This is a genomic window from Winogradskyella echinorum, assembly GCF_014297365.1.
Lineage (GTDB): Bacteria > Bacteroidota > Bacteroidia > Flavobacteriales > Flavobacteriaceae > Winogradskyella > Winogradskyella echinorum.
Genome location: NZ_JACOQD010000002.1, coordinates 338634 through 358079 on the forward strand (window position 1 = coordinate 338634; position 19446 = coordinate 358079).

At 31.5% G+C, this 19446-nt stretch carries 18 protein-coding genes and 1 pseudogene; 11 read left to right on the top strand and 8 right to left on the bottom strand.

The features are described from left to right. Positions 1 to 55: 55 nt before the first annotated feature. A complete protein-coding gene (locus H8K90_RS08705) occupies positions 56 to 1948 on the bottom strand; it encodes a M61 family metallopeptidase (protein WP_186845574.1) in 1893 nt (630 codons plus the stop codon). Between the two features lie 84 nt (positions 1949 to 2032). Between H8K90_RS08705 and H8K90_RS08710 the strand changes: the two genes are divergently transcribed. The 5 genes from H8K90_RS08710 to H8K90_RS08730 all read left to right on the top strand — a co-directional run bounded on the left by H8K90_RS08710 (position 2033) and on the right by H8K90_RS08730 (position 7284). Then, positions 2033 to 3040, top strand: a complete 1008-nt coding sequence (locus H8K90_RS08710) for a glycosyltransferase family 2 protein (protein WP_186845575.1) — start codon at positions 2033 to 2035, stop codon at positions 3038 to 3040. A gap of 89 nt (positions 3041 to 3129) precedes the next feature. Then, positions 3130 to 5055 carry a BatA domain-containing protein gene (locus H8K90_RS08715; RefSeq protein ID WP_186845576.1) on the top strand — a complete coding sequence of 642 codons (1926 nt, stop codon included), beginning with the start codon at positions 3130 to 3132 and terminating at the stop codon, positions 5053 to 5055. After that, positions 5052 to 6305 (top strand): dihydroorotase, encoded by a 1254-nt coding sequence (locus tag H8K90_RS08720; RefSeq protein ID WP_186845577.1) that lies wholly within the window; start codon positions 5052 to 5054, stop codon positions 6303 to 6305. The genes H8K90_RS08715 and H8K90_RS08720 overlap by 4 nt, the downstream gene beginning before the upstream one ends. Next, positions 6305 to 6637, top strand: a complete 333-nt coding sequence (locus H8K90_RS08725; RefSeq protein WP_186845578.1) for a hypothetical protein — start codon at positions 6305 to 6307, stop codon at positions 6635 to 6637. The genes H8K90_RS08720 and H8K90_RS08725 overlap by 1 nt, the downstream gene beginning before the upstream one ends. A 2-nt stretch (positions 6638 to 6639) precedes the next feature. Further along, positions 6640 to 7284 (top strand): alpha/beta hydrolase, encoded by a 645-nt coding sequence (locus tag H8K90_RS08730; RefSeq protein ID WP_186845579.1) that lies wholly within the window; start codon positions 6640 to 6642, stop codon positions 7282 to 7284. Here the strand turns inward: H8K90_RS08730 and H8K90_RS08735 are convergent. Both H8K90_RS08735 and H8K90_RS08740 read right to left on the bottom strand, forming a co-directional pair. Beyond that, the gene (locus H8K90_RS08735; protein WP_246457631.1) at positions 7281 to 7787 is read right to left on the bottom strand and encodes a hydrolase; all 507 of its coding nucleotides are present in this window, start codon (positions 7785 to 7787) and stop codon (positions 7281 to 7283) included. The genes H8K90_RS08730 and H8K90_RS08735 overlap by 4 nt on opposite strands. Before the next feature lie 128 nt (positions 7788 to 7915). After that, positions 7916 to 8677: an MBL fold metallo-hydrolase gene (locus H8K90_RS08740; protein ID WP_186845580.1), complete on the bottom strand. Its 762-nt coding sequence runs from the start codon at positions 8675 to 8677 to the stop codon at positions 7916 to 7918. Positions 8678 to 8767: 90 nt separating this feature from the next. Between H8K90_RS08740 and H8K90_RS08745 the strand changes: the two are divergent. Then, positions 8768 to 10222 (top strand): annotated as a pseudogene (locus tag H8K90_RS08745) (TonB-dependent receptor). 73 nt (positions 10223 to 10295) lie between these two features. Here the strand turns inward: H8K90_RS08745 and H8K90_RS08750 are convergent. Both H8K90_RS08750 and bcp read right to left on the bottom strand, forming a co-directional pair. Continuing rightward, positions 10296 to 10697: a hypothetical protein gene (locus H8K90_RS08750; protein WP_186845581.1), complete on the bottom strand. Its 402-nt coding sequence runs from the start codon at positions 10695 to 10697 to the stop codon at positions 10296 to 10298. Positions 10698 to 10778: 81 nt separating this feature from the next. Next, the gene (gene bcp, locus H8K90_RS08755) at positions 10779 to 11234 is read right to left on the bottom strand and encodes a thioredoxin-dependent thiol peroxidase (RefSeq protein WP_186845582.1); all 456 of its coding nucleotides are present in this window, start codon (positions 11232 to 11234) and stop codon (positions 10779 to 10781) included. A 45-nt stretch (positions 11235 to 11279) separates the two neighbouring features. Here bcp and H8K90_RS08760 point away from each other — a divergent pair, with 45 nt between their 5' ends. Together H8K90_RS08760 and H8K90_RS08765 are read left to right on the top strand one after the other, a co-directional pair. Beyond that, positions 11280 to 11936: an endonuclease III domain-containing protein gene (locus H8K90_RS08760; RefSeq protein WP_186845583.1), complete on the top strand. Its 657-nt coding sequence runs from the start codon at positions 11280 to 11282 to the stop codon at positions 11934 to 11936. A gap of 134 nt (positions 11937 to 12070) precedes the next feature. Further along, complete coding sequence (locus H8K90_RS08765) at positions 12071 to 12622, top strand: hypothetical protein (protein WP_186845584.1); 552 nt, start codon at positions 12071 to 12073, stop codon at positions 12620 to 12622. A gap of 29 nt (positions 12623 to 12651) precedes the next feature. Here the strand turns inward: H8K90_RS08765 and H8K90_RS08770 are convergent, their stop codons facing one another. Both H8K90_RS08770 and H8K90_RS08775 read right to left on the bottom strand, forming a co-directional pair. Next, positions 12652 to 12795 carry a hypothetical protein gene (locus H8K90_RS08770; protein ID WP_186845585.1) on the bottom strand — a complete coding sequence of 48 codons (144 nt, stop codon included), beginning with the start codon at positions 12793 to 12795 and terminating at the stop codon, positions 12652 to 12654. Positions 12796 to 13018: 223 nt separating this feature from the next. After that, entirely contained in the window at positions 13019 to 13603 is a 585-nt protein-coding gene (locus H8K90_RS08775) for an RNA polymerase sigma factor (RefSeq protein WP_186845586.1), read from the bottom strand. A 233-nt stretch (positions 13604 to 13836) separates the two neighbouring features. Here H8K90_RS08775 and uvrA point away from each other — a divergent pair, with 233 nt between their 5' ends. Further along, entirely contained in the window at positions 13837 to 16626 is a 2790-nt protein-coding gene (gene uvrA, locus H8K90_RS08780; RefSeq protein WP_186845587.1) for an excinuclease ABC subunit UvrA, read from the top strand. 1 nt (position 16627) lies between these two features. Next, complete coding sequence (locus H8K90_RS08785) at positions 16628 to 17296, top strand: hypothetical protein (protein ID WP_186845588.1); 669 nt, start codon at positions 16628 to 16630, stop codon at positions 17294 to 17296. Here H8K90_RS08785 and H8K90_RS08790 read toward each other — a convergent pair. Beyond that, positions 17290 to 18378 (bottom strand): DUF3667 domain-containing protein, encoded by a 1089-nt coding sequence (locus H8K90_RS08790; RefSeq protein ID WP_186845589.1) that lies wholly within the window; start codon positions 18376 to 18378, stop codon positions 17290 to 17292. The two genes, H8K90_RS08785 and H8K90_RS08790, sit on opposite strands and share 7 nt — an antisense overlap. 231 nt (positions 18379 to 18609) lie before the next feature. Between H8K90_RS08790 and H8K90_RS08795 the strand changes: the two genes are divergently transcribed. Beyond that, on the top strand, positions 18610 to 19272 hold the full coding sequence (locus tag H8K90_RS08795) for a hypothetical protein (RefSeq protein ID WP_186845590.1): 663 nt from the start codon (positions 18610 to 18612) through the stop codon (positions 19270 to 19272). Positions 19273 to 19446: the final 174 nt, after the last annotated feature.

The window sequence follows — 19446 nt, forward strand, 5'->3', positions numbered from 1 at the left end:
GGAAGCCTTTTTTAAATAAGAATAAGATTCTTCGCTACGCTCAGAATGACATAATTTATCCTTTTAACCAAGCAGCTCTTACAGCCGTTTGGGCTTCAGTAGCATTTTCGTCTTCTATTAAACCTTCACTCTTAGCGGTTGCTTTAGTTAAAGTTGCTTTAATCACTACCGGCTCACCATTACGCTCTAAGTCCATTGTTATTTCTTGTCCTGGTTGCCACATAAACATACCACCTATAACTTGTTGTGCATTTTCTAAAGTTAATTCTGAACCATCTACTTTCTTAATGATATCACCTGCTTGTATACCTTGAGATTTCCAAAATGAATTCTTTAAAGCCATTGGAGAAAAGAAAATTTGACCTTTCTCTTGGTCAGCATCAAAAATTATATTTTGTCCACCAGCAAAAATATAGTTTGTGTCTACTTCAGCTTCACCTAAAGTTAAACCAACCATTTCAAAAAACTCATTGTAGTTAATTGGTACATCACCTTCTACATGTGTCTTTAAAAATTCACCAACACTTGGGTAAGTCATTGCTGTAATTTCAGCAATGAGATTATCATCTACAAATGGTTTTTCTTTACCATATTTAGCAGAAAGTTCTTTCATTAAAGATAACATGCTTCTGTTACCATCACTTTCTTTACGCATTAAAATATCAATACACATACCAATTAACGCACCTTTCATGTATACATTATAATATTGTGAGGCATAAGGCTCATCCAATACATTTTCACTCATTATAGTAAAACTCATCGCATCATCTAAATTTTTAGAGGTGCCAATTTTTTGCATAATTGTATTGTAAAATGTTGGCGCATCTACCAATCCTTCATACACTTGAAAGTGTTGCGCAAAATACTCAGTTACACCTTCGTACATCCATAAATGCTTAGAAAAGGTTGGTTTATTATAATCAAAATAATGTACATCTTCAGAATGTACAGATAATGGTGTTACAATATGAAAAAACTCGTGCGCAACTACATCTATAATTGAAGATGCTAATCCTTCTTTAGAAGAAGATTCTGGTAATACCACTACTGTTGACGTATGGTGTTCTAAAGCTCCAAATCCTTTTGGTGCTGTTTCAGAACCATCCGATAAGTACAAGTATATATCATAACGAGGAGTACTATTTACATCTCCTAAATACTCTTTTTGAGCTTGCATCATTTTATATACAGTCTCTTTCTGGCTCGCAGCAGTATGTACCTTATTTGGTGAATATACACTTAATACAATTTTAATATCACCAACCATAAATTCTTCAACATCTAAATTTCCATACATCATTGGGTTATCTGTAATGTCAAAATAACGTTGTGCAAAATAGCTACTTGTAATAGATTTACCATCAGCACTAGATTTAGTTCCTTTATTTTCTAAAGCCGAAGTTCTTACAAAAGTAGCTGGAGCTGTAACATCTAGAGCATATTGATTATTTTTTAAAGAATCAAAATAACCTATAAAACCATGAAGATTTAAAACGTAATTGTCTTCTTCTATATTAGTACCCGATGGAGAAAATGGTTGCTCACCTCCTATTCCACCTGTAGATTCTATATCAAAAGTATCATTAACATAATACTCAATCTTATCTAATTTAGTAGCGTCAGTAATGGTCCAAGTATTGGTATCCACTTTAGAAACAGTTAATTCATTTCCGTCGTAATCTAAGGCCTTAAAATCATCTACATACTTTCCAAAATCACTTACAGAATATGTTCCTTGTACTACTCTTGGTAATCTATATGTTACTGTTTCTGTTGTAAAACGTCCTGGATTAATAGTTACTGGCACTTTATCATCAACCACTGCTGTTAAATCTAAAGCGGTTTCAATTGGATTGCTTACTGCTAAATCATCTACTTTTGGTTTGGTAGATCCACAGCCTACCAAAATTACACTTAAGCCAAGTATGGCTAAATAATTCTTCATGTTTAAATTTTTATTTTTTTACTAGTCTTGCAAATCTACAATCTGTTACCACTTAAAATCTAAAGGTTTTGTTAAATTCGCACCATGTCAGAGTCTCTAGTTAGCATATTAGTTCCATTTAAAAATACAGAAACCTTTATACGAGAATGTGTTGAGTCCATTATTTGTCAAACATACCAAAACTGGGAAGCTATTTTTATAGATGATAACTCTGATGATTCTTCATTTAAAATTGTCGATCATATTGCGCAGCAAGATAAAAGAATAAAACTTTATAAAAATAATAACTCAGGCATTATTTCTGCGCTTCAAACTGCCTACAGCTATTCTCAAGGTGTTTATATTACAAGAATGGATAGTGATGATGTAATGACATCTATTAGGCTTGAAACTATGGTTAACAATCTTAAAAAATATGGCAAAAACCATTTAGCAGTTGGAAAAGTAAAATATTTTAGAGCCGATGGTCTTAGTGATGGCTTTGCACGTTACGAGCAATGGTTGAATACATTAACCCAAACTGGCAGTAATTATTCTGAAATTTATAAAGAATGTGTTATTCCTTCTCCATGTTGGATGCTACATCGCGATGATTTTGAAGCCTGTGATGGTTTTAACCCTAATCGTTATCCCGAAGATTACGATTTAGCGTTTCGGTTTTATAAAGCTGATTATACTTGTATTCCTTGTGACAAAGTGCTACTGTATTGGCGAGATTATAGTACGCGCACATCGCGAACACATATTCATTATGCAGAAAATTCGTTTCTCGATCTTAAAGTACTTTACTTTTTAGATTTAAATTATGATGCCTCAAGGCCACTAGCAATTTGGGGAGCTGGTGCAAAAGGAAAAACACTTGCAAAAATACTCATTGAAGAAAAAATACCATTTTACTGGATTTGCGACAACCCTAAAAAAATAGGAAAACACATTTACGATCAGAAACTTTTAAATTTTGATTATCTCACAGAACTTAAGAATCCTCAAAGCATTGTGACTGTTGCAAATAATGATGCACAAACAGAGATAAAAACTTATTTTGAAACTCAAAATATGCGGCCAATACTAGATTATTTCTTTTTCTGTTAAAATTCTCAAAAGCTAAATGTAGTTATCGCTTTGCATTTTCTATATTTGATGCATTCAGACTTTATAGGTCTCCAAACATAAAATCAGGAATGCAGTTTAAACACCCAGAATTACTTTACGCCTTATTATTACTGGTTATTCCTATTCTTATTCATTTATTTCAACTACGTCGTTTTCAAAAAGTTGAATTTACTAATGTAAAGTTTCTAAAGTCTGTAAAACTTCAAACTCGAAAAAGCTCTCAATTAAAAAAATGGTTAACCTTACTCACTAGGATGTTACTATTAGCTTGTGCAATAATTGCTTTTGCTCAACCATTTATTCCAAATACCGAAGATTTTAATGACACTCAAGAAACGGTTATATACTTAGACAATTCATTTAGTATGCAAGCTAAAGGCAGTAACGGCACTTTACTTAATGAAGCTATACAAGATATTATAAACACCTTGCCAGAGGATGAAGTTATTAGTCTATTTACTAATGATGAAACCTACACAAATACTACTGTTAAGGCTTTAAAAAATGATTTAATACAATTAACGCATTCACCATCTCAACTTAATTATGATGCCGTTTATTTAAAAGGAAAACAGTTGTTTTCTAAAGATGAAGCTGCTACAAAAAATCTGGTTTTGGTATCCGATTTTCAACAGAATGGAAATCCATTAAAGTTTCAACCAGATAGTACGTTGCAATTAAAATTAGTACAGCCAAAATCAAATTTGGTTTCTAATATTAGTATAGATAGTCTTTACGTATCAAACGTATCAGCTGAAACTCTGGATGTTAATGTAGTGTTATCCAACCAATCCTCTCCTATAGATAATATTTCTGTTTCGTTATTTAATGATGATATTTTACTTGCAAAAAGTGCTATTAGTATTGATAAAAAAGAAGAAACGACCTTTACTGTACCTAATAATACTATTATAAACGGCAAACTTGTTATTGATGATGCCAATTTACAATACGATAATACCTTTTATTTTAATATCAATTCTAAACCAAAAATTAAGGTTTTAGCAATCAATGGAAATTCAGACGATTCGTTTTTAAAACGCATTTATACAAATGATGAATTTGACTATAAAAGTTTCAAATTAAATGCGCTTAATTTTAATCTAATACCAGATCAAAATTTAATAATTATTAATGAAATTGATATTGTTTCAGATGCACTTATAACTGCTATTAACGCTTTTAAAAAAGACGGAGGTTATACTTTAATTATCCCTTCAAAAAATATTGACTTAAAATCTTACAATCAAGTATTTAACAACTTAAATATTTCTAATTACGCAGCCGTAAACACCAATGAAAAACGAATTACAAGTATTAATTATAACCATCCACTTTTAACTAATGCATTTTACTCTAAGGTCACTAATTTTCAGTATCCAAAAGTAGATATGTCTTATCAATTTTCATCTAACGCAAATAGTGTTTTATCTTATGAAGATGGCTCACCTTTTTTAGTTGGAAACGGTCATAATTTCGCTTTTTCTTCGGCATTAAACTCAGATAATTCAAATTTTAAAAACTCTCAGCTTATTGTTCCTGTGCTATATAATATGGGTTTACAAAGTTTAAAACTCTCTAAATTATATTACACCATTGGAAAACCTAACTCAATAGCAATCAACACGGTAATTGGACAAGATGATATTTTAACGCTTGCTTCTAATGAAGAATCAATCATTCCGTTACAAAAAACTTATAGTAAATCTGTGGTTATGGAAACTGACGATTTACCAAACAAAGCAGGTATTTTTAGCGTAAAAAATAAAGACGTTACACTTCAAAACCTTAGCTTTAATTACAATAGAAGTGAAAGTAATCTCAGCTATTATGACTTAAACCAGTTAGAAAATGCTTCGGTAGATTCTAATCTAGCCACAACCATTAATACTATAAAAAGTAGCACAACTATTAATGCGTTATGGAAATGGTTTGTTATTTTTGCGCTAGTATTTTTAATTATTGAAATACTATTACTAAAATATCTTAAATGAACGCACTCATAAAATCTGCAACCATAGTTGATTCTAAAAGTGATTTTCACAATGAAACGGTTGATATTTTAATTGAAAAAGGACGCATTACCAAGATTTCTAAACGCATTCCCAATCCCAAAAATTACAGAGAAATAAAACTAGATAACTTGCATGTATCACAAGGTTGGTTTGATAGTAGTGTATCTTTTGGTGAACCTGGCTACGAAGAACGCGAAATAATAAGTAACGGCTTAAAAACGGCCGCTAACTCAGGATTTACTTCTGTAGCACTTAATGCAAATTCTAATCCTGTAATAGATAGCTATGCAGATATAACATTTGTTAAGTCTAAAGCAAATGACAATGCCGTTAACCTCTATCCTATTGGTGCATTGACACAAGGAAGTAAAGGAGAAGATTTAGCTGAATTATTTGATATGACAAATGCAGGAGCTGTTGCGTTTTATGATTATCAAAATCCAATATCTAATCCAAACCTTATGAAGATTGCGTTGCAATATGCGAGTAATTTTAATGGATTAGTATGTTCTTTTCCACAAGAATCTAAAATCTCTGGAAATGGTGTTGCCAATGAGCATATTAATAGCACTAAGTTAGGATTAAAAGGAAATCCGGCTCTAGCGGAAGAATTACAAGTAGCTCGAGACTTGTTTCTACTAGAATATACAGAAGGCAAACTTCACATACCTACAATTTCTACTGCAAAGTCTGTTGAATTGATTAAAGCTGCAAAAGCAAAGAAACTGAATGTATCTTGTAGTGTAGCTATTCATAATTTAATTTTAACTGACGATAGTTTAGATGGTTTTGATACGAGATACAAAGTATTACCACCATTACGTACACAAACAGATTGTAACGCTTTAATTGAAGGTTTAAAAGATGGCACCATAGATATGGTAACTACAGACCATAACCCAATTGATATAGAAGATAAAAAGATAGAGTTCGATTATGCTAAATATGGCACCATTGGTTTAGAGTCGGCATTTGGTGCGCTTCAAACTTTATTTACAACAAAAAAATCTATAGCCTTATTAACTCAGGGAAAATCTAGATTTGGCGTTTCAGAATCTACCATTAACGAAGGTGAACAAGCTGACTTAAGCCTGTTTAATCCAGATATAAATTACGAGTTTAATAAATCGCACATTACTTCGAGATCTAAAAATAGTGCATTTTTAGGACAGACTCTAAAAGGCAAAACTTACGGCATTGTTGCCAACAATAAAATTGTTTTAAAATAATGGACCAGAATACAGTTGAAGATGGTAAGCAAATGAGCATCATTGCTTACATAACATTGATAGGTACTTTAATTGCTTTTTTTACAAATCAAGAAAAACGTAATGCTTTCACTTCTTTTCACATAAGACAAGCACTTGGCTTATGGCTTTTATTTATGGCTATGGGATATGTTGTCGGCATTTTTGATAATTGGAATATCACATATTCTTGGTGGATCTTTTTCTCGGTACTATTTATTTATGGTATTATCGGAGCAATTAATGGCAAAGCCAATAAAGTTCCTTTGCTTGGTGACGTATTTCAGAAAATTTTTAAATCTATAGGACAATAAACATGTCGAACCTACACTATATTACAAGACCATCGTCTTTAAAAGAAAACGCTCCCTTACTAATTATGTGTCATGGTTATGGTAGTGATGAAAATGACTTGTTTTCATTTGGCTCAGAATTACCAGAAGAATTAATGATTATTTCTTTAAGAGCACCATATGCTATGCAACCTTACGGAAATGCATGGTATGCTATTAATTTTGATGCAGAAAAAGGAAAATGGAATGACAATGAACAAGCAAAGCAGTCCGTTGATTTAATTGCAGAATTTATTGATTATGCTTGTAAAACTTACGCTGTAGATTCTAATAACGTTACACTATTAGGTTTTAGTCAAGGTACTATTTTAAGTTATGCTGTAGCCTTAACCTATCCTATTAAAGTAAAAAATATAGTAGCCTTAAGCGGTTATATTAATGAAGACATTTTACCTGATTCTATTAAAAATAATGATGTTTCTCATTTAAATTTCTTCTGTTCTCATGGATCAGTTGACCAAGTGATACCTGTTGATTGGGCAAGAAAAGCACCAGAGTTTTTAAAAGCTTTAAATATCAACCATACTTATTCTGAATATCCTGTAGGACACGGAGTGGCTCCACAAAATTTTTATGACTTTAAGAATTGGTTGATTACATATATCTAACCCAATTTTGGATACATAAAATACTCTACAAGCTTGTATTTTAAGTTATTTTCTTCGTCAATAGAATAGGTTACAAAAATTTCACCCCAATATTCACCATCAGTAAAGTTAGCAACGATCCATCTGTGGTTTAAGATCCTGATTTTATTAATTAATAATTTAGAATCAGTCATAGATACGTAAGGTACAATTGGATGCTCTTCACCTTCGTAATCATTCATTTTATATAATCCATCAATAATTGCAGGTATTAATTGATCTGTATTATAACCTTGAGCTTCAAAATAAGATAAAGCATCTTCATTACGGTCTATGTTAAAGTAATTAAGTTCAAAATTCTGATCCTCTAAAGCAGTTACTACCTTTTCATTTTCTGCAATTTTAGATTTAAATGTTTTTATATCTTCTTCATACTTATCTATTATACTTTTAGAATTCACGTATTGAAAGATAATTAACAACACTGAAAAAATAAATAAATACATAAAAATTCTACTTTTCATCTGTTTGAAATTTTAATAGTTTAAAAAAAACGAAGAAACTAAAAATTTCTTCACATTCAGGAATTCGCATAAAAAATTGAATCATAATTCAGATTTTAATGATTAAATTTATTTATACTCATTTCATATCATATAGTAATTTGTAAATTATCGTATGCTAAAAAAACGTTATCTGGTAATTTTTGTTGTACATCGTCATGAAAGCCTAAATGATGACTAATATGAGTTAAATATGCGCGTTTAGGGTTTACCCGTTTAATAAATTTTAAAGCTTCTTCTAAATTAAAATGAGAAATATGTGGTTTTTCTCGTAATGCATTAACGACCAAAACATCAAGATTTTCAAGTTTCTCTACTTCTTCTTTTCTAACAGTTTTCATATCTGTTAAATAAGCAAAATCTTTAAATCGAAACCCAAATACTTGTAATTTATGGTGTAAACCATCAATTGGCATAACATCAAGGTTTCCAGCAGTAAATGGTTCATTTTTAATTTCATGTGTAATTACCGTTGGTACACCAGGATATTTTTCTTCAGAAGTAAAAATATAATCAAAACGTTTTTCTAATGATTTAAAAACACGCTTATGTGCATACAACGGAATATCCCCTTGTTTAAAGAAGAATGGCCTTATATCATCTAGACCCATGGTATGATCTGCATGTTCGTGAGTAAAAATAATACCATCAATTTTAGTAACATTTGCTCGTAACATTTGTTGTCTAAAATCGGGTCCGCAGTCTACTACAAACGTATAATTATCCCACTCTACCAAAATAGATACACGCAACCTTTTATCTTTTGAGTTATTACTTAAACATACGGGATGATTGCTTCCTATTATTGGAATTCCTTGTGATGTACCTGTTCCTAAAAACGTTATTTTCAAGCCTATTTAGTTTGAAACAAAAATAAGGTTATTTTTTTGTTTGCAATACTAAAATAGTACCTTTGCTAAAACGATGTAAACCCATATTCTATGAAGGACATAACGTATAAAGGCGACACGGAATTTGAAAATATTCCATCTCTTAAAGATAAAGCCTTACGTATTAATCTTAATGCGGATATCTATGGTACTTTTGCCGAGATTGGTGCAGGACAAGAAACGGTTCGCCAATTTTTTAGAGCAGGAGGTGCTTCTGGTACCATTGCCAAAGCCATGTCTGCTTATGATAAGGATTTTAGTGATGCCATCTATGGAATTGAAGATGATAAGCGTTATGTAACTGAAGCTAGACTTCGTTAAATGTTGAATCACGAAGTTGGTTTAATGGAAGAACGTATTACAAGAGATAATCATCCTAATAAAATATTTTTCTCCTATGCAAATACAGTTGCTACAATTGATTTTGCTAAAAAATATAAAGGTCATGGTTGGGTTGGAATAAAATATCAAGTGGCTCCAGACCAAGAATATAACGACATTGTTCTTCATATTCGTTTTAAAGAAACTGATGCTCGTTTACAACAAGAAACGCTTGGTAAATTAGGGACTAATCTAATTTACGGAGCATTTTATAAATACAATCAGCCACGTAAATTATTACGTTATTTATACGATCATTTAGATAAAGATCAATTAGAAATTGATACTATTAATTTTTCTGGTCCTGTTTTTAAAGATGTAGATAACCGTTTAATGAGTTTACAACTGGTAAAAAATGGCATGACGGATGCTGTAATGTTTGCTCCAGATGGAAACAATGTTTTACCTGCGCGTGTACTTTACAAAAAAAATATTCTAGCACTTAGAGGTAGTTTTAGACCTGTTACTAAGGTTAATATGGATATGTTTCAAAAGTCTTACGACATGTTCATTAAAGAGAATAAAGTTGATAAAGATAAAACGCAGGTTATATTTGAAATCACACTTTCTAACTTAAGAGCCGAAGGTAAAATTGATGAGCAAGATTTTATGGATCGTGCTAAATTATTATGTTCGTTAGGGCAAACTGTACTGATATCTAATTTCCAAGAGTATTATAAACTCGTTGAGTATTTCTCTCAATATTCTAGAGCTAGAATGGGCTTAGCGATGGGAGTAAATAATTTGGTTGACATTTTTGATGAAAAATATTACCGTCATTTAAGTGGTGGAATTTTAGAAGCCTTTGGTAAATTATTCTATAAGGATTTACGAGTTTATCTTTATCCTATGCAAAATGACGATGGCAGCTTAACCAATAGCGAAAACCTAAAAGTACATCCTCGTATGAAAGAACTTTACAAGTTCTTTAAATATAACGGTAAAGTTGTTGATATTACTGATTTTGACACCTCTAACTTATCTGTTTTCTCAAGAACAGTCTTAAAAATGATTGCAAATGGTGAAAACGGTTGGGAAGAAATGCTTCCAGAAGGTGTAGCCAAATTAATTAAAGAAAAAAGCTTATTTGGTTGTGAGTCTGAAGAAATATTGCATAAAAACTAACTTTAATTATTTAAAAATTAAAAAAAGCGTATTGAAGTTTCAATACGCTTTTTTTGTCCTATATATAAGGTAATTATTGCTTTTGATATTTAACTTTACAAGGTTCTATACAAGGAAAATTTACAATAAGTTTATCACCATTTATTACAAAAGCGTAATTCCAATTAGGTATACTATTTTCACAATTATCTGGTGTTATTGTAAATTCAATTTCAGAGTAAATACCAGTTGAAGGAGAATTAGTTTCATCTAACATATTACAAAAATCACCATTGGCAGTAAATGTTCCATCGCTTAAAAATGTAATAATAAAATCACTTTCAACTGAATTAAATGATCCGCTACCATTTCCTGGGTCAGATAATAATTCAATCAACCTCCAATCACCTATTAACTCAGCATCATCTGAATTTGAGTCATCACTATTACAACACACCAATAGAATGCATATTAATATAAAAGATAACTTTTTCATACTATCATTTTATTAATAGATGTAAACTTTATCCAAAGGTTGCGTTTATCATCAATGTTTTTCTTTACTTATTAGAACAATTTAAGAATCCAAAATTTGGTCAGCATGTGCCTTAGTTTTTACTTTTGAAATCACATCTGCTATTACACCATTCTCATCAATAACAAAGGTGGTTCTATGAATACCGTCATACTCTTTTCCCATAAATTTCTTAGGTCCCCAAACACCGAACGCTTCAATAACTGATTTATCCTCATCTGCTAGCAATGGATATTGAAAACCGTATTTATTTTTAAAATTAGATTGGCGTTTAGCGCTATCTGCACTTACACCTAATATCTCATAACCTTGAGATTGAAAACGCTCAAAATTATCATTAAGATTACAAGCTTCTGCTGTACAACCTGGTGTACTAGCCTTTGGATAAAAGAAAACTACTAATTTCTTTCCTTTATAATCCGATAATGAGACTGTATTTCCTTGTTCATCTTTTGCTGAAAAATCTGGTGCCTTATCACCTACTTTTAAATGCATCATATTGTGTAAATTTGTATTAAATGTCTATTTACGTAAAAATACAAAATGACAAAACAAGAAAAAGTTAATTTCGTTATAAATACATTATATAAATTATATCCCGAAATTCCGATTCCTTTAGACCACAAAGACCCATATACACTGCTAATTGCTGTGCTAATGTCTGCTCAAAGTACAGATGTACGTGTTAATCAAATTACACCTTTGTTATTTGAACGTGCAGATAATCCGTATGATATGATTAAGCTTAGTGTTGACGAAATTAGAGACATTATAAAACCTGTGGGCTTATCTCCTATGAAAAGTAAAGGTATCCATGGTTTATCTCATATTTTAATTGATAAACATAATGGCAAAGTCCCTCAATCTTATGAGGAATTAGAAGAATTACCAGCTGTTGGGCATAAAACAGCAGCAGTAGTATTGTCTCAAGCTTTCGGAATTCCTGCGTTTCCTGTAGATACGCATATTCATCGTTTAATGTATCGTTGGAATTTAACGAATGGTAAAAATGTAGTGCAAACCGAAAAAGATGCTAAACGTCTATTCCCAAAAGAACTTTGGAATGATCTTCACCTTCAAATTATATGGTATGGCAGACAATACTCACCAGCTCGTGGTTGGGATTTAGAAAAGGATATAATTACCAAAACAATTGGTAGAAAGTCGGTTTTGGATGCCTATTATAAAAATAAGAAATAATAGCGTTAAGGCTGTCACATCGAGCGTAGTCGAGATGTTGTAAAATTTTAATAGTTTCTCGATGATGCTCAAAATGACAAAAAAATAAGCCAAATGGTATAATTGTTGATGCCTATTGAGGAAACTATCAATCAATGAAAAATTTCCTCCTAGCTCTAATTTGCATTACAATAACCTCTTGTATTCCGTATAAAATTGCACCCAAGTTTAAAAATGAAGATTACAAAGTAATTAAAGCAAAAAAGTTTCAGCGAAAATTACCAAGAGAAACATCGTTCATTTTTAAAGACCCAAAAAATGCCGATGAATTCTATCATTACATCAATAAAAAATATAATTTAAACCATAAAGATGTTGGGTTAAATACGCCTTTTAAAATAGAAGGTAAATCTTTTTATTTATCGTACAGAGAAGTAGAACGGACCGATGAAAAATTAATACTACCATTGGCACTCATTGACCTAAGACGCAGCAGTAATGGAAATGATCCTTTATTTGAAGGGAATTATTCTACTCGTAAAGGACATTGGTATCTTATCTTAACGGTATATGATGAGGACATAAAGAATTGCTTAATTGGTAAACACCCTATGAAAGCCAAAGTGCTTCAATACCTAAAAGATTTAAAGCAAGAATACCTTACTACACAAAATTACGAGGAACTCTTATTAACAAAGAAATCCTGATGAATTAACACCAGGATTTCTTTTCCTACTTAATTTAGAAGTGCTTCAAACTTCATTTTATTATAATTTATAACACTTAAAGCCTTTGAGTAATTCAAAAGGAAACTCACGGTTTCATCTTTTGGTTTTAGGTTATCGTTTTTTGGGGAAGCGTTAGAGTAAATTTTTGCCATATTAGTTATTTATGTTTATTTATATGACTAAAACGCAACTCAAAACACTTTATTGTATAGTTATACTAATTCAACGTCAAAATAACAGATTAAATCAGTTTCTTTTTCCTTTTTAGTTCAACATAAAATTTAACCATAATTATGACTATGCTGAAATTTTCTATATTCTAAAAAGAAAAAATAATTCAAATTTATTATCTATCATTTTAAAATTGAATTGGTATTAATTCGTTAAAACGATATTATTTTGTTCTATAACTTTTCTCATATTAATGAGCGCATAACGCATTCGTCCTAATGCAGTATTAATGCTAACACCAGTACGCTCAGATATTTCTTTAAAACTCATATCTTGGTACATGCGCATTACTAAAACTTGCTTTTGGTCTTCTGGTAACTCTTCAATGACGCGGCGTACATCAGATTCTACCTGGTCCTTAATCATGCTTTTTTCAGCATTTAAGCTAGAATCACTTAGCACAGAAAAAATACTGAATTCACCTGCATTATCAAATTTAGGCATACGACTGTTCTTTCTAAAATGATCTATAACTAGGTTGTGCGCAATACGCATAACCCAAGGCAAAAATTTACCTTCTTCATTATATTTACCTCGTTTTAAGGTTCTAATCACTTTAATAAAGGTATCCTGAAAAACATCTTCAGTGATATCTCTATCGTAAACTTTAGAATAAATAAAGCTGTAGATTTTTTGCTTGTGTCTTCCTATTAATATAGAAAGTGCATTTTCATCTCCTTTAATGTAGTTGCTGACCAACTCTGCGTCTTGGATAAGTTCTGTTTTCATAATATTACTCTTAGTAGTAAGAAGCAAGCTTCTTAACAAGGGGTTAAAGTTTTCTAAAGTAATATTATGCTATACGCAGATGTGTTTTAAATGATTATGTGGTAAATATAACAACAATCATTCCGAAAAAACAAAAAAAAATAGGAAAATTTAACATTTTATCGGATAAAGCGCTCCTTTTATAGATAAAATAGTTGTAGTATCTTTGCAAACTTAGATACCGAAAATAACCTATGAATACTACAGTTTTAGACGTTAACCCAAAGGAAAACATCATTATAAAAGGTGCAAAACTGCACAATCTAAAAAATATAGATGTTGTAATACCAAGAAACAAATTAGTTGTTATTACCGGATTATCGGGTTCTGGGAAGTCTAGTTTAGCTTTCGACACACTATATGCAGAAGGTCAAAGGCGCTACGTAGAAAGCCTTAGTAGTTATGCGCGCCAGTTTTTAGGACGTCTAAATAAACCAAAAGTAGATTACATAAAAGGTATTGCACCAGCTATTGCTATTGAGCAAAAGGTAAACTCTACCAATCCACGTTCTACAGTCGGAACCACCACAGAAATTTACGATTATCTAAAATTATTATTTGCACGTATTGGTAAAACCTACTCTCCTATTTCTGGTGATTTGGTTAAGAAACATAGAACAAAAGATGTTTTAGACTACATTTCTAAATTTGAAGAAGGTTCCAAACTATTATTGTTATCACCTATTATTCTAGAAGAAGGCAGAACGGTTGAAAACAAACTACAAACACTTCAGCAACAAGGTTATGCGCGTATTAAAGTTAAAGACGAAGTTTTAAGAATTGATGATGCCTTAAAAACCAAAATCACTTCAGATAAAGACCTCTTTTTAGTTGTTGATAGAATTGTTTACAAGGACGAAGAAGATTTTTTAAATAGATTGGCTGATGCTATTGAAACAGCCTTTTTTGAAGGTGTTGGTAATTGTATCATAGAATCACTTTCAGATAAAAAACAAAAATTATTTAATAATAAATTTGAATTGGATGGCATGGTGTTTTTAGAACCCAATGCGCATCTATTTAGCTTTAATAATCCATATGGTGCTTGTCCTAAATGCGAAGGCTATGGTGATGTTATAGGTATTGATGACGATTTAGTGGTACCAAATACCGCATTATCTGTGTTTGAAAATGCCATTTTTCCATGGAGAGGAGAAAGCATGAGTTGGTATAGAGACCAATTGGTAAACAACTCTCATAAATTCGATTTTCCTATACATAAGCCTTATTTTGAGCTTAGTGAAGAGCATAAAGCTTTAATTTGGACTGGTAATGAACATTTTGAAGGCTTAGATAGTTTCTTTGCTGAGCTGGAATCTAAAGCTTATAAAATTCAGAATCGTGTAATGCTATCGCGTTATCGAGGCAAAACTAAATGTAATGTATGTAAAGGTAAACGCTTACGTAAAGAAGCAAATTATGTAAAAGTTGCAGATGCGACCATTACTGATTTAGTGGACTTACCTTTAGATGAATTAGCCGTATTCTTTAATAATTTAAAATTAAATGAATATGATGCTAAAATTGCCAAGCGTCTTTTAACTGAAATAAATACACGTCTCCAATTCTTATCTAATGTAGGTTTAGATTACTTAACCTTAAACAGAAAATCAAATACACTTTCTGGTGGAGAAAGTCAACGTATTAATTTGGCAACTTCACTTGGTAGTAGCTTAGTTGGTTCTATGTACATTTTAGATGAACCAAGTATTGGCCTGCACCCAAAAGATACCGAACGTTTAATTGGTGTTTTACAATCGCTTAGAGATTTAGGTAATACTGTTATTGTAGTAGAACACGATGAAGATATTATGAAAGCAGCCGATGCTATTATAGATATTGGACCAGAAGCCGGAACTTTTGGTGGTGAAGTTGTAGCTGTTGGAGATTTTAAAGATATACTTGTTTCAGATACTTTAACTGCCAAATACTTAAATGGGCAATTAGAAATTGAAGTACCAAAAAAGCGAAGAACCTCTAAATATCATCTTGATATTGTTGGTGCTCGCGAAAACAACTTAAAAAATATTGATGTTACATTTCCATTAGAAATGTTAACGGTTATTACAGGTGTTTCTGGTAGCGGAAAAAGTACATTGATTAAAAAGATATTGTTTCCCGCTATACAAAAAAAGTTAACCGGATTTAGCGATAAAGCTGGTCAGTTTACCGAAATGAAAGGTAATCACAGTATTGTTCAGCACGTAGAATTTGTGGACCAGAATCCTATTGGTCGCTCATCACGCTCTAATCCTGTCACCTATATTAAGGCTTATGATGATATTCGTTCTTTGTTCTCAGGTCAAAAACTGAGTAAAATTAGAAACTACCAAGCCAAGCATTTTAGTTTTAATGTAGATGGTGGACGTTGTGAAACTTGCAAAGGTGAAGGTGAAGTAACCATAGAAATGCAATTTATGGCAGATGTGCATTTGGTTTGCGATACTTGTAACGGTAAGCGTTTTAAGAAAGAAGTCTTAGAAGTCACTTTTGAAGGGAAATCTATCCACGACATTTTAGATATGACAATAGATGATGCTATAGATTTCTTTAAAACTTATAAGCAAACTAAAATTCAAAATAAATTACAACCGCTTCAAGATGTTGGTTTGGGCTATGTAACTTTAGGACAGTCCTCTTCTACTCTTTCTGGTGGAGAAGCGCAACGTATAAAATTAGCAACTTTTTTAGGCAAAGGATCTAAAAGCAATAATTCCCTTTTTATTTTTGATGAGCCTACTACTGGACTACATTTTCATGATATAAAGAAGTTATTAAAATCCTTTCAGGCTTTAATTGCAAAAGGACATTCTATTATTGTGATTGAGCATAATATAGATTTAATTAAATGTGCCGATTATATTATTGATTTAGGTCCTGAAGGCGGAAAACATGGCGGACAATTAATTGCTGCAGGCACTCCAGAAGAAATTGTAGATAATCCTAATTCGGTGACAGGTAAATACCTCAAAGAAAAGTTATAAAATGAGTTTACCTAATAGGTTTGAAGACACATATTTAGATTTTACTGAAAATGTCTTCAAGAGCAATAAAAGCAGTATAATATCTAAAGTTTCAACTAAACCATTAAAATCTGGTGGTGCAAGTTTTAAAACAAATGTATTAGTAGAGAAGTCGAGTTCTAAATATGTTTACAAACCATCAATAGGTGCTGCTTTGTTCAGTTTTATATTTTTAGCCGTTGGCTTAGGTGTTCTATTTTATGGTTTATTTCCTCTGTTTAAATCAAATTATGAAACCACATCAATAAATTGGTTCTTACTTGTTTTTGGACTTATTTTTTCTAGTGCTGGAGGTGTATTATTTTTTAACTTTTACAAACCTCGTGTTTTCGACAAACAACTAGGTGTGTACTATAAAGCTTATAACGTAGATATTCATAAAATAAGAAAGGATACTTCAAATAAATATATTATTCTAAAATCTATTGTTGCGCTACAAATCATAGGAGAACATGTAAAAAGTGATAAGGGATCTTACAAAAGTTTTGAACTCAATTTAGTTTTAGAAGATGCTTCTAGAAAAAATGTTGTTGATCACGGCAACTTAAAATCTATAATAGATGATGCACATGTATTGAGCCAATTTTTAAATGTCCCTATTTGGCATGCAAAATCTAATGACGATCAATAAAACATAAATGCAAATAGACCAATAATTACTGCTGCTGTAGGAATTATAATGGCCATAAAAGCAAAAGTTGCAATACTACATTTAAACCAACTTAAAAACCAACCTTGACCATAAAATCGTTTTAAAGCTATCATTAAATATATAAAGGTTGACAAGGCAATTAACCATTCTACTGCATAAAACCAATCTGGAATTTCAAAGAGTAAATTAACACCGCAAATAATACTAAATACGGTGAATAAATAAGAAAAAAAGTAAAAACTAAATACCAAATGGTGCGAATAGCGTCCTTTTCTAAAATATAAAAGCTTTATAAGCAATGCAAAAATTGGCAGTAGAAAAAACAATGCTATTGGCATAGTATCATAAAAAGCTTTTAATATATTTCCTCCATCTCTTGCCTTGTAAAACTTTAGTATTTGTGTGTAGATTTTTCGCATAAACCAACCATCATCATCTGTCATACCCATCGCCTTATAAATTTCATCATCCGTTGCGTTGGCATTTAATAAAGAATCTACTTTAGCTTCATTAAAACCAAATGACACATTTTTTTTAGGTATATTTTCAAGATTTGCAACAGAATCTATTTGTTGATCTGTCATGCCTGTAATAAACTTATTTTTTTTCAGGGCATTTTTAATTTCTTCTAATTGTATAGAATCTTTAACATGCTTTATTGAATCCTTCTTCTTGGTTTCAATAGAATCTAGTACAGCAACTTCACTTCTATTTAATGTTTTTTTCAATTCTCTATTTAAAGAATCTGCCTGCTTTCTCACTGAAAACGAGAATAAGAAAAAGAAAATCACCGAAACAAATAAGTACATCTGCGCAGGATGCAAATACAACAAACGCTTTCCTTTTATAAACTCTTTTGCCAAATAACCTGGTTTAAACATTAATGGAAAAAAACTTTTTAGAAAACGAGCATCAAAGGAAAAGTAGTTGCTAATGGTGTTATAAAACAATACACCAAGAGTTAACTCATCATTAGTTTTTTGCCCACAGTTAGGACAAAAACGAAAACCTTCTTCATAAGGTTCTTCACAATTCTGACAATTAACTTGGTTGGTGCTCATAATTGATGGTTAGTTTAGGTTTAAAAATAATGAAATTTATAATACCTAAGGTTACTAATTAGAAGATCTAACAACATAATTGTTACAAAATTGAATCGAATAACACATGCAATCTTCTGTTTAATAGCTGTTTACAATTTTGGCACGTTAATTGAAAATCTCTAAGGCAATAGCGTAAGCCTAAAGTCCTAAACGAGTTAGTGACGAGGCAAATCTAAAAACCTATATATTATGAAAAAGCAAGTACTTTTTTTTGGCATGATGTTACTAGGATTAACATCAGCTACAGCGACAACAGCAGGAGATGCTGTTTTAAATGGGGAAGATTTAATCAATGCACGCTATCGTTTTGTAGAACCAATAGTGTTTATTGAACGTGGTGTAGAGTTTTTAATCTTTCCGGATGGAAGCTTCGATTTTAATACCGAAGTCCTTTCTACAGTCCCAGACAATGGCAATTATTACTACAGACGTTCTAACACAAGACAAAGACGTAGTAGCACCAACCGAACTTACGGAGCACCAGGCACTACAAGCCATGTGAGCAACAGAGGCGTTTTAGTAAGACACGATAGATTAGGTCGTGTAAGACGAATAGGTAATGTGTTTATTAACTACGACAGACAAGGTAGAATTAAACGTGCTGGCTCTGTTTACATGAGCTACCGAAGAAATCAATTAAAACAAGTTGGTGGATTGCATATACTTTATAATAGACATGGTGATGTTATTGGCACCAGAGGATATGTAAACTTTAATAACCAAGGTTATAATGTAGATTATGGTAGTGAAACATATGATATTGATTGGAGTAATGACCATATCGTAGATGACGACCATTATTATTATAAGAAGAATGGCAAGCTTAAAAAGCAAAAGAAGCTAAAAAGCTGAAAAATACTCTCGATTTAACCTAACTAAATATTGAGATCCTAAAATCCCGAATGCTCTCCCCAAAGCTTCGGGATTTTTATTTGAAGAAAAAAGCAACTATCAAAATACCACCCTATTTTTTACTGATTATCAACAAGTTATCTTTTTTGGCACGCTGTTTGTTTTATAGTTAGT

Bases quoted from the DNA above. Each gene is read 5' to 3' on its own strand.
- H8K90_RS08705 (WP_186845574.1), bottom strand. From the start codon at position 1,948: ATGAAGAATTATTTAGCCATACTTGGCTTAAGTGTAATTTTGGTAGGC.
- H8K90_RS08710 (WP_186845575.1), top strand. From the start codon at position 2,033: ATGTCAGAGTCTCTAGTTAGCATATTAGTTCCATTTAAAAATACAGAA.
- H8K90_RS08715 (WP_186845576.1), top strand. From the start codon at position 3,130: ATGCAGTTTAAACACCCAGAATTACTTTACGCCTTATTATTACTGGTT.
- H8K90_RS08720 (WP_186845577.1), top strand. From the start codon at position 5,052: ATGAACGCACTCATAAAATCTGCAACCATAGTTGATTCTAAAAGTGAT.
- H8K90_RS08725 (WP_186845578.1), top strand. From the start codon at position 6,305: ATGGACCAGAATACAGTTGAAGATGGTAAGCAAATGAGCATCATTGCT.
- H8K90_RS08730 (WP_186845579.1), top strand. From the start codon at position 6,640: ATGTCGAACCTACACTATATTACAAGACCATCGTCTTTAAAAGAAAAC.
- H8K90_RS08735 (WP_246457631.1), bottom strand. From the start codon at position 7,787: ATGAAAAGTAGAATTTTTATGTATTTATTTATTTTTTCAGTGTTGTTA.
- H8K90_RS08750 (WP_186845581.1), bottom strand. From the start codon at position 10,697: ATGAAAAAGTTATCTTTTATATTAATATGCATTCTATTGGTGTGTTGT.
- bcp (WP_186845582.1), bottom strand. From the start codon at position 11,234: ATGATGCATTTAAAAGTAGGTGATAAGGCACCAGATTTTTCAGCAAAA.
- H8K90_RS08760 (WP_186845583.1), top strand. From the start codon at position 11,280: ATGACAAAACAAGAAAAAGTTAATTTCGTTATAAATACATTATATAAA.
- H8K90_RS08765 (WP_186845584.1), top strand. From the start codon at position 12,071: ATGAAAAATTTCCTCCTAGCTCTAATTTGCATTACAATAACCTCTTGT.
- H8K90_RS08770 (WP_186845585.1), bottom strand. From the start codon at position 12,795: ATGGCAAAAATTTACTCTAACGCTTCCCCAAAAAACGATAACCTAAAA.
- H8K90_RS08775 (WP_186845586.1), bottom strand. From the start codon at position 13,603: ATGAAAACAGAACTTATCCAAGACGCAGAGTTGGTCAGCAACTACATT.
- uvrA (WP_186845587.1), top strand. From the start codon at position 13,837: ATGAATACTACAGTTTTAGACGTTAACCCAAAGGAAAACATCATTATA.
- H8K90_RS08785 (WP_186845588.1), top strand. From the start codon at position 16,628: ATGAGTTTACCTAATAGGTTTGAAGACACATATTTAGATTTTACTGAA.
- H8K90_RS08790 (WP_186845589.1), bottom strand. From the start codon at position 18,378: ATGAGCACCAACCAAGTTAATTGTCAGAATTGTGAAGAACCTTATGAA.
- H8K90_RS08795 (WP_186845590.1), top strand. From the start codon at position 18,610: ATGAAAAAGCAAGTACTTTTTTTTGGCATGATGTTACTAGGATTAACA.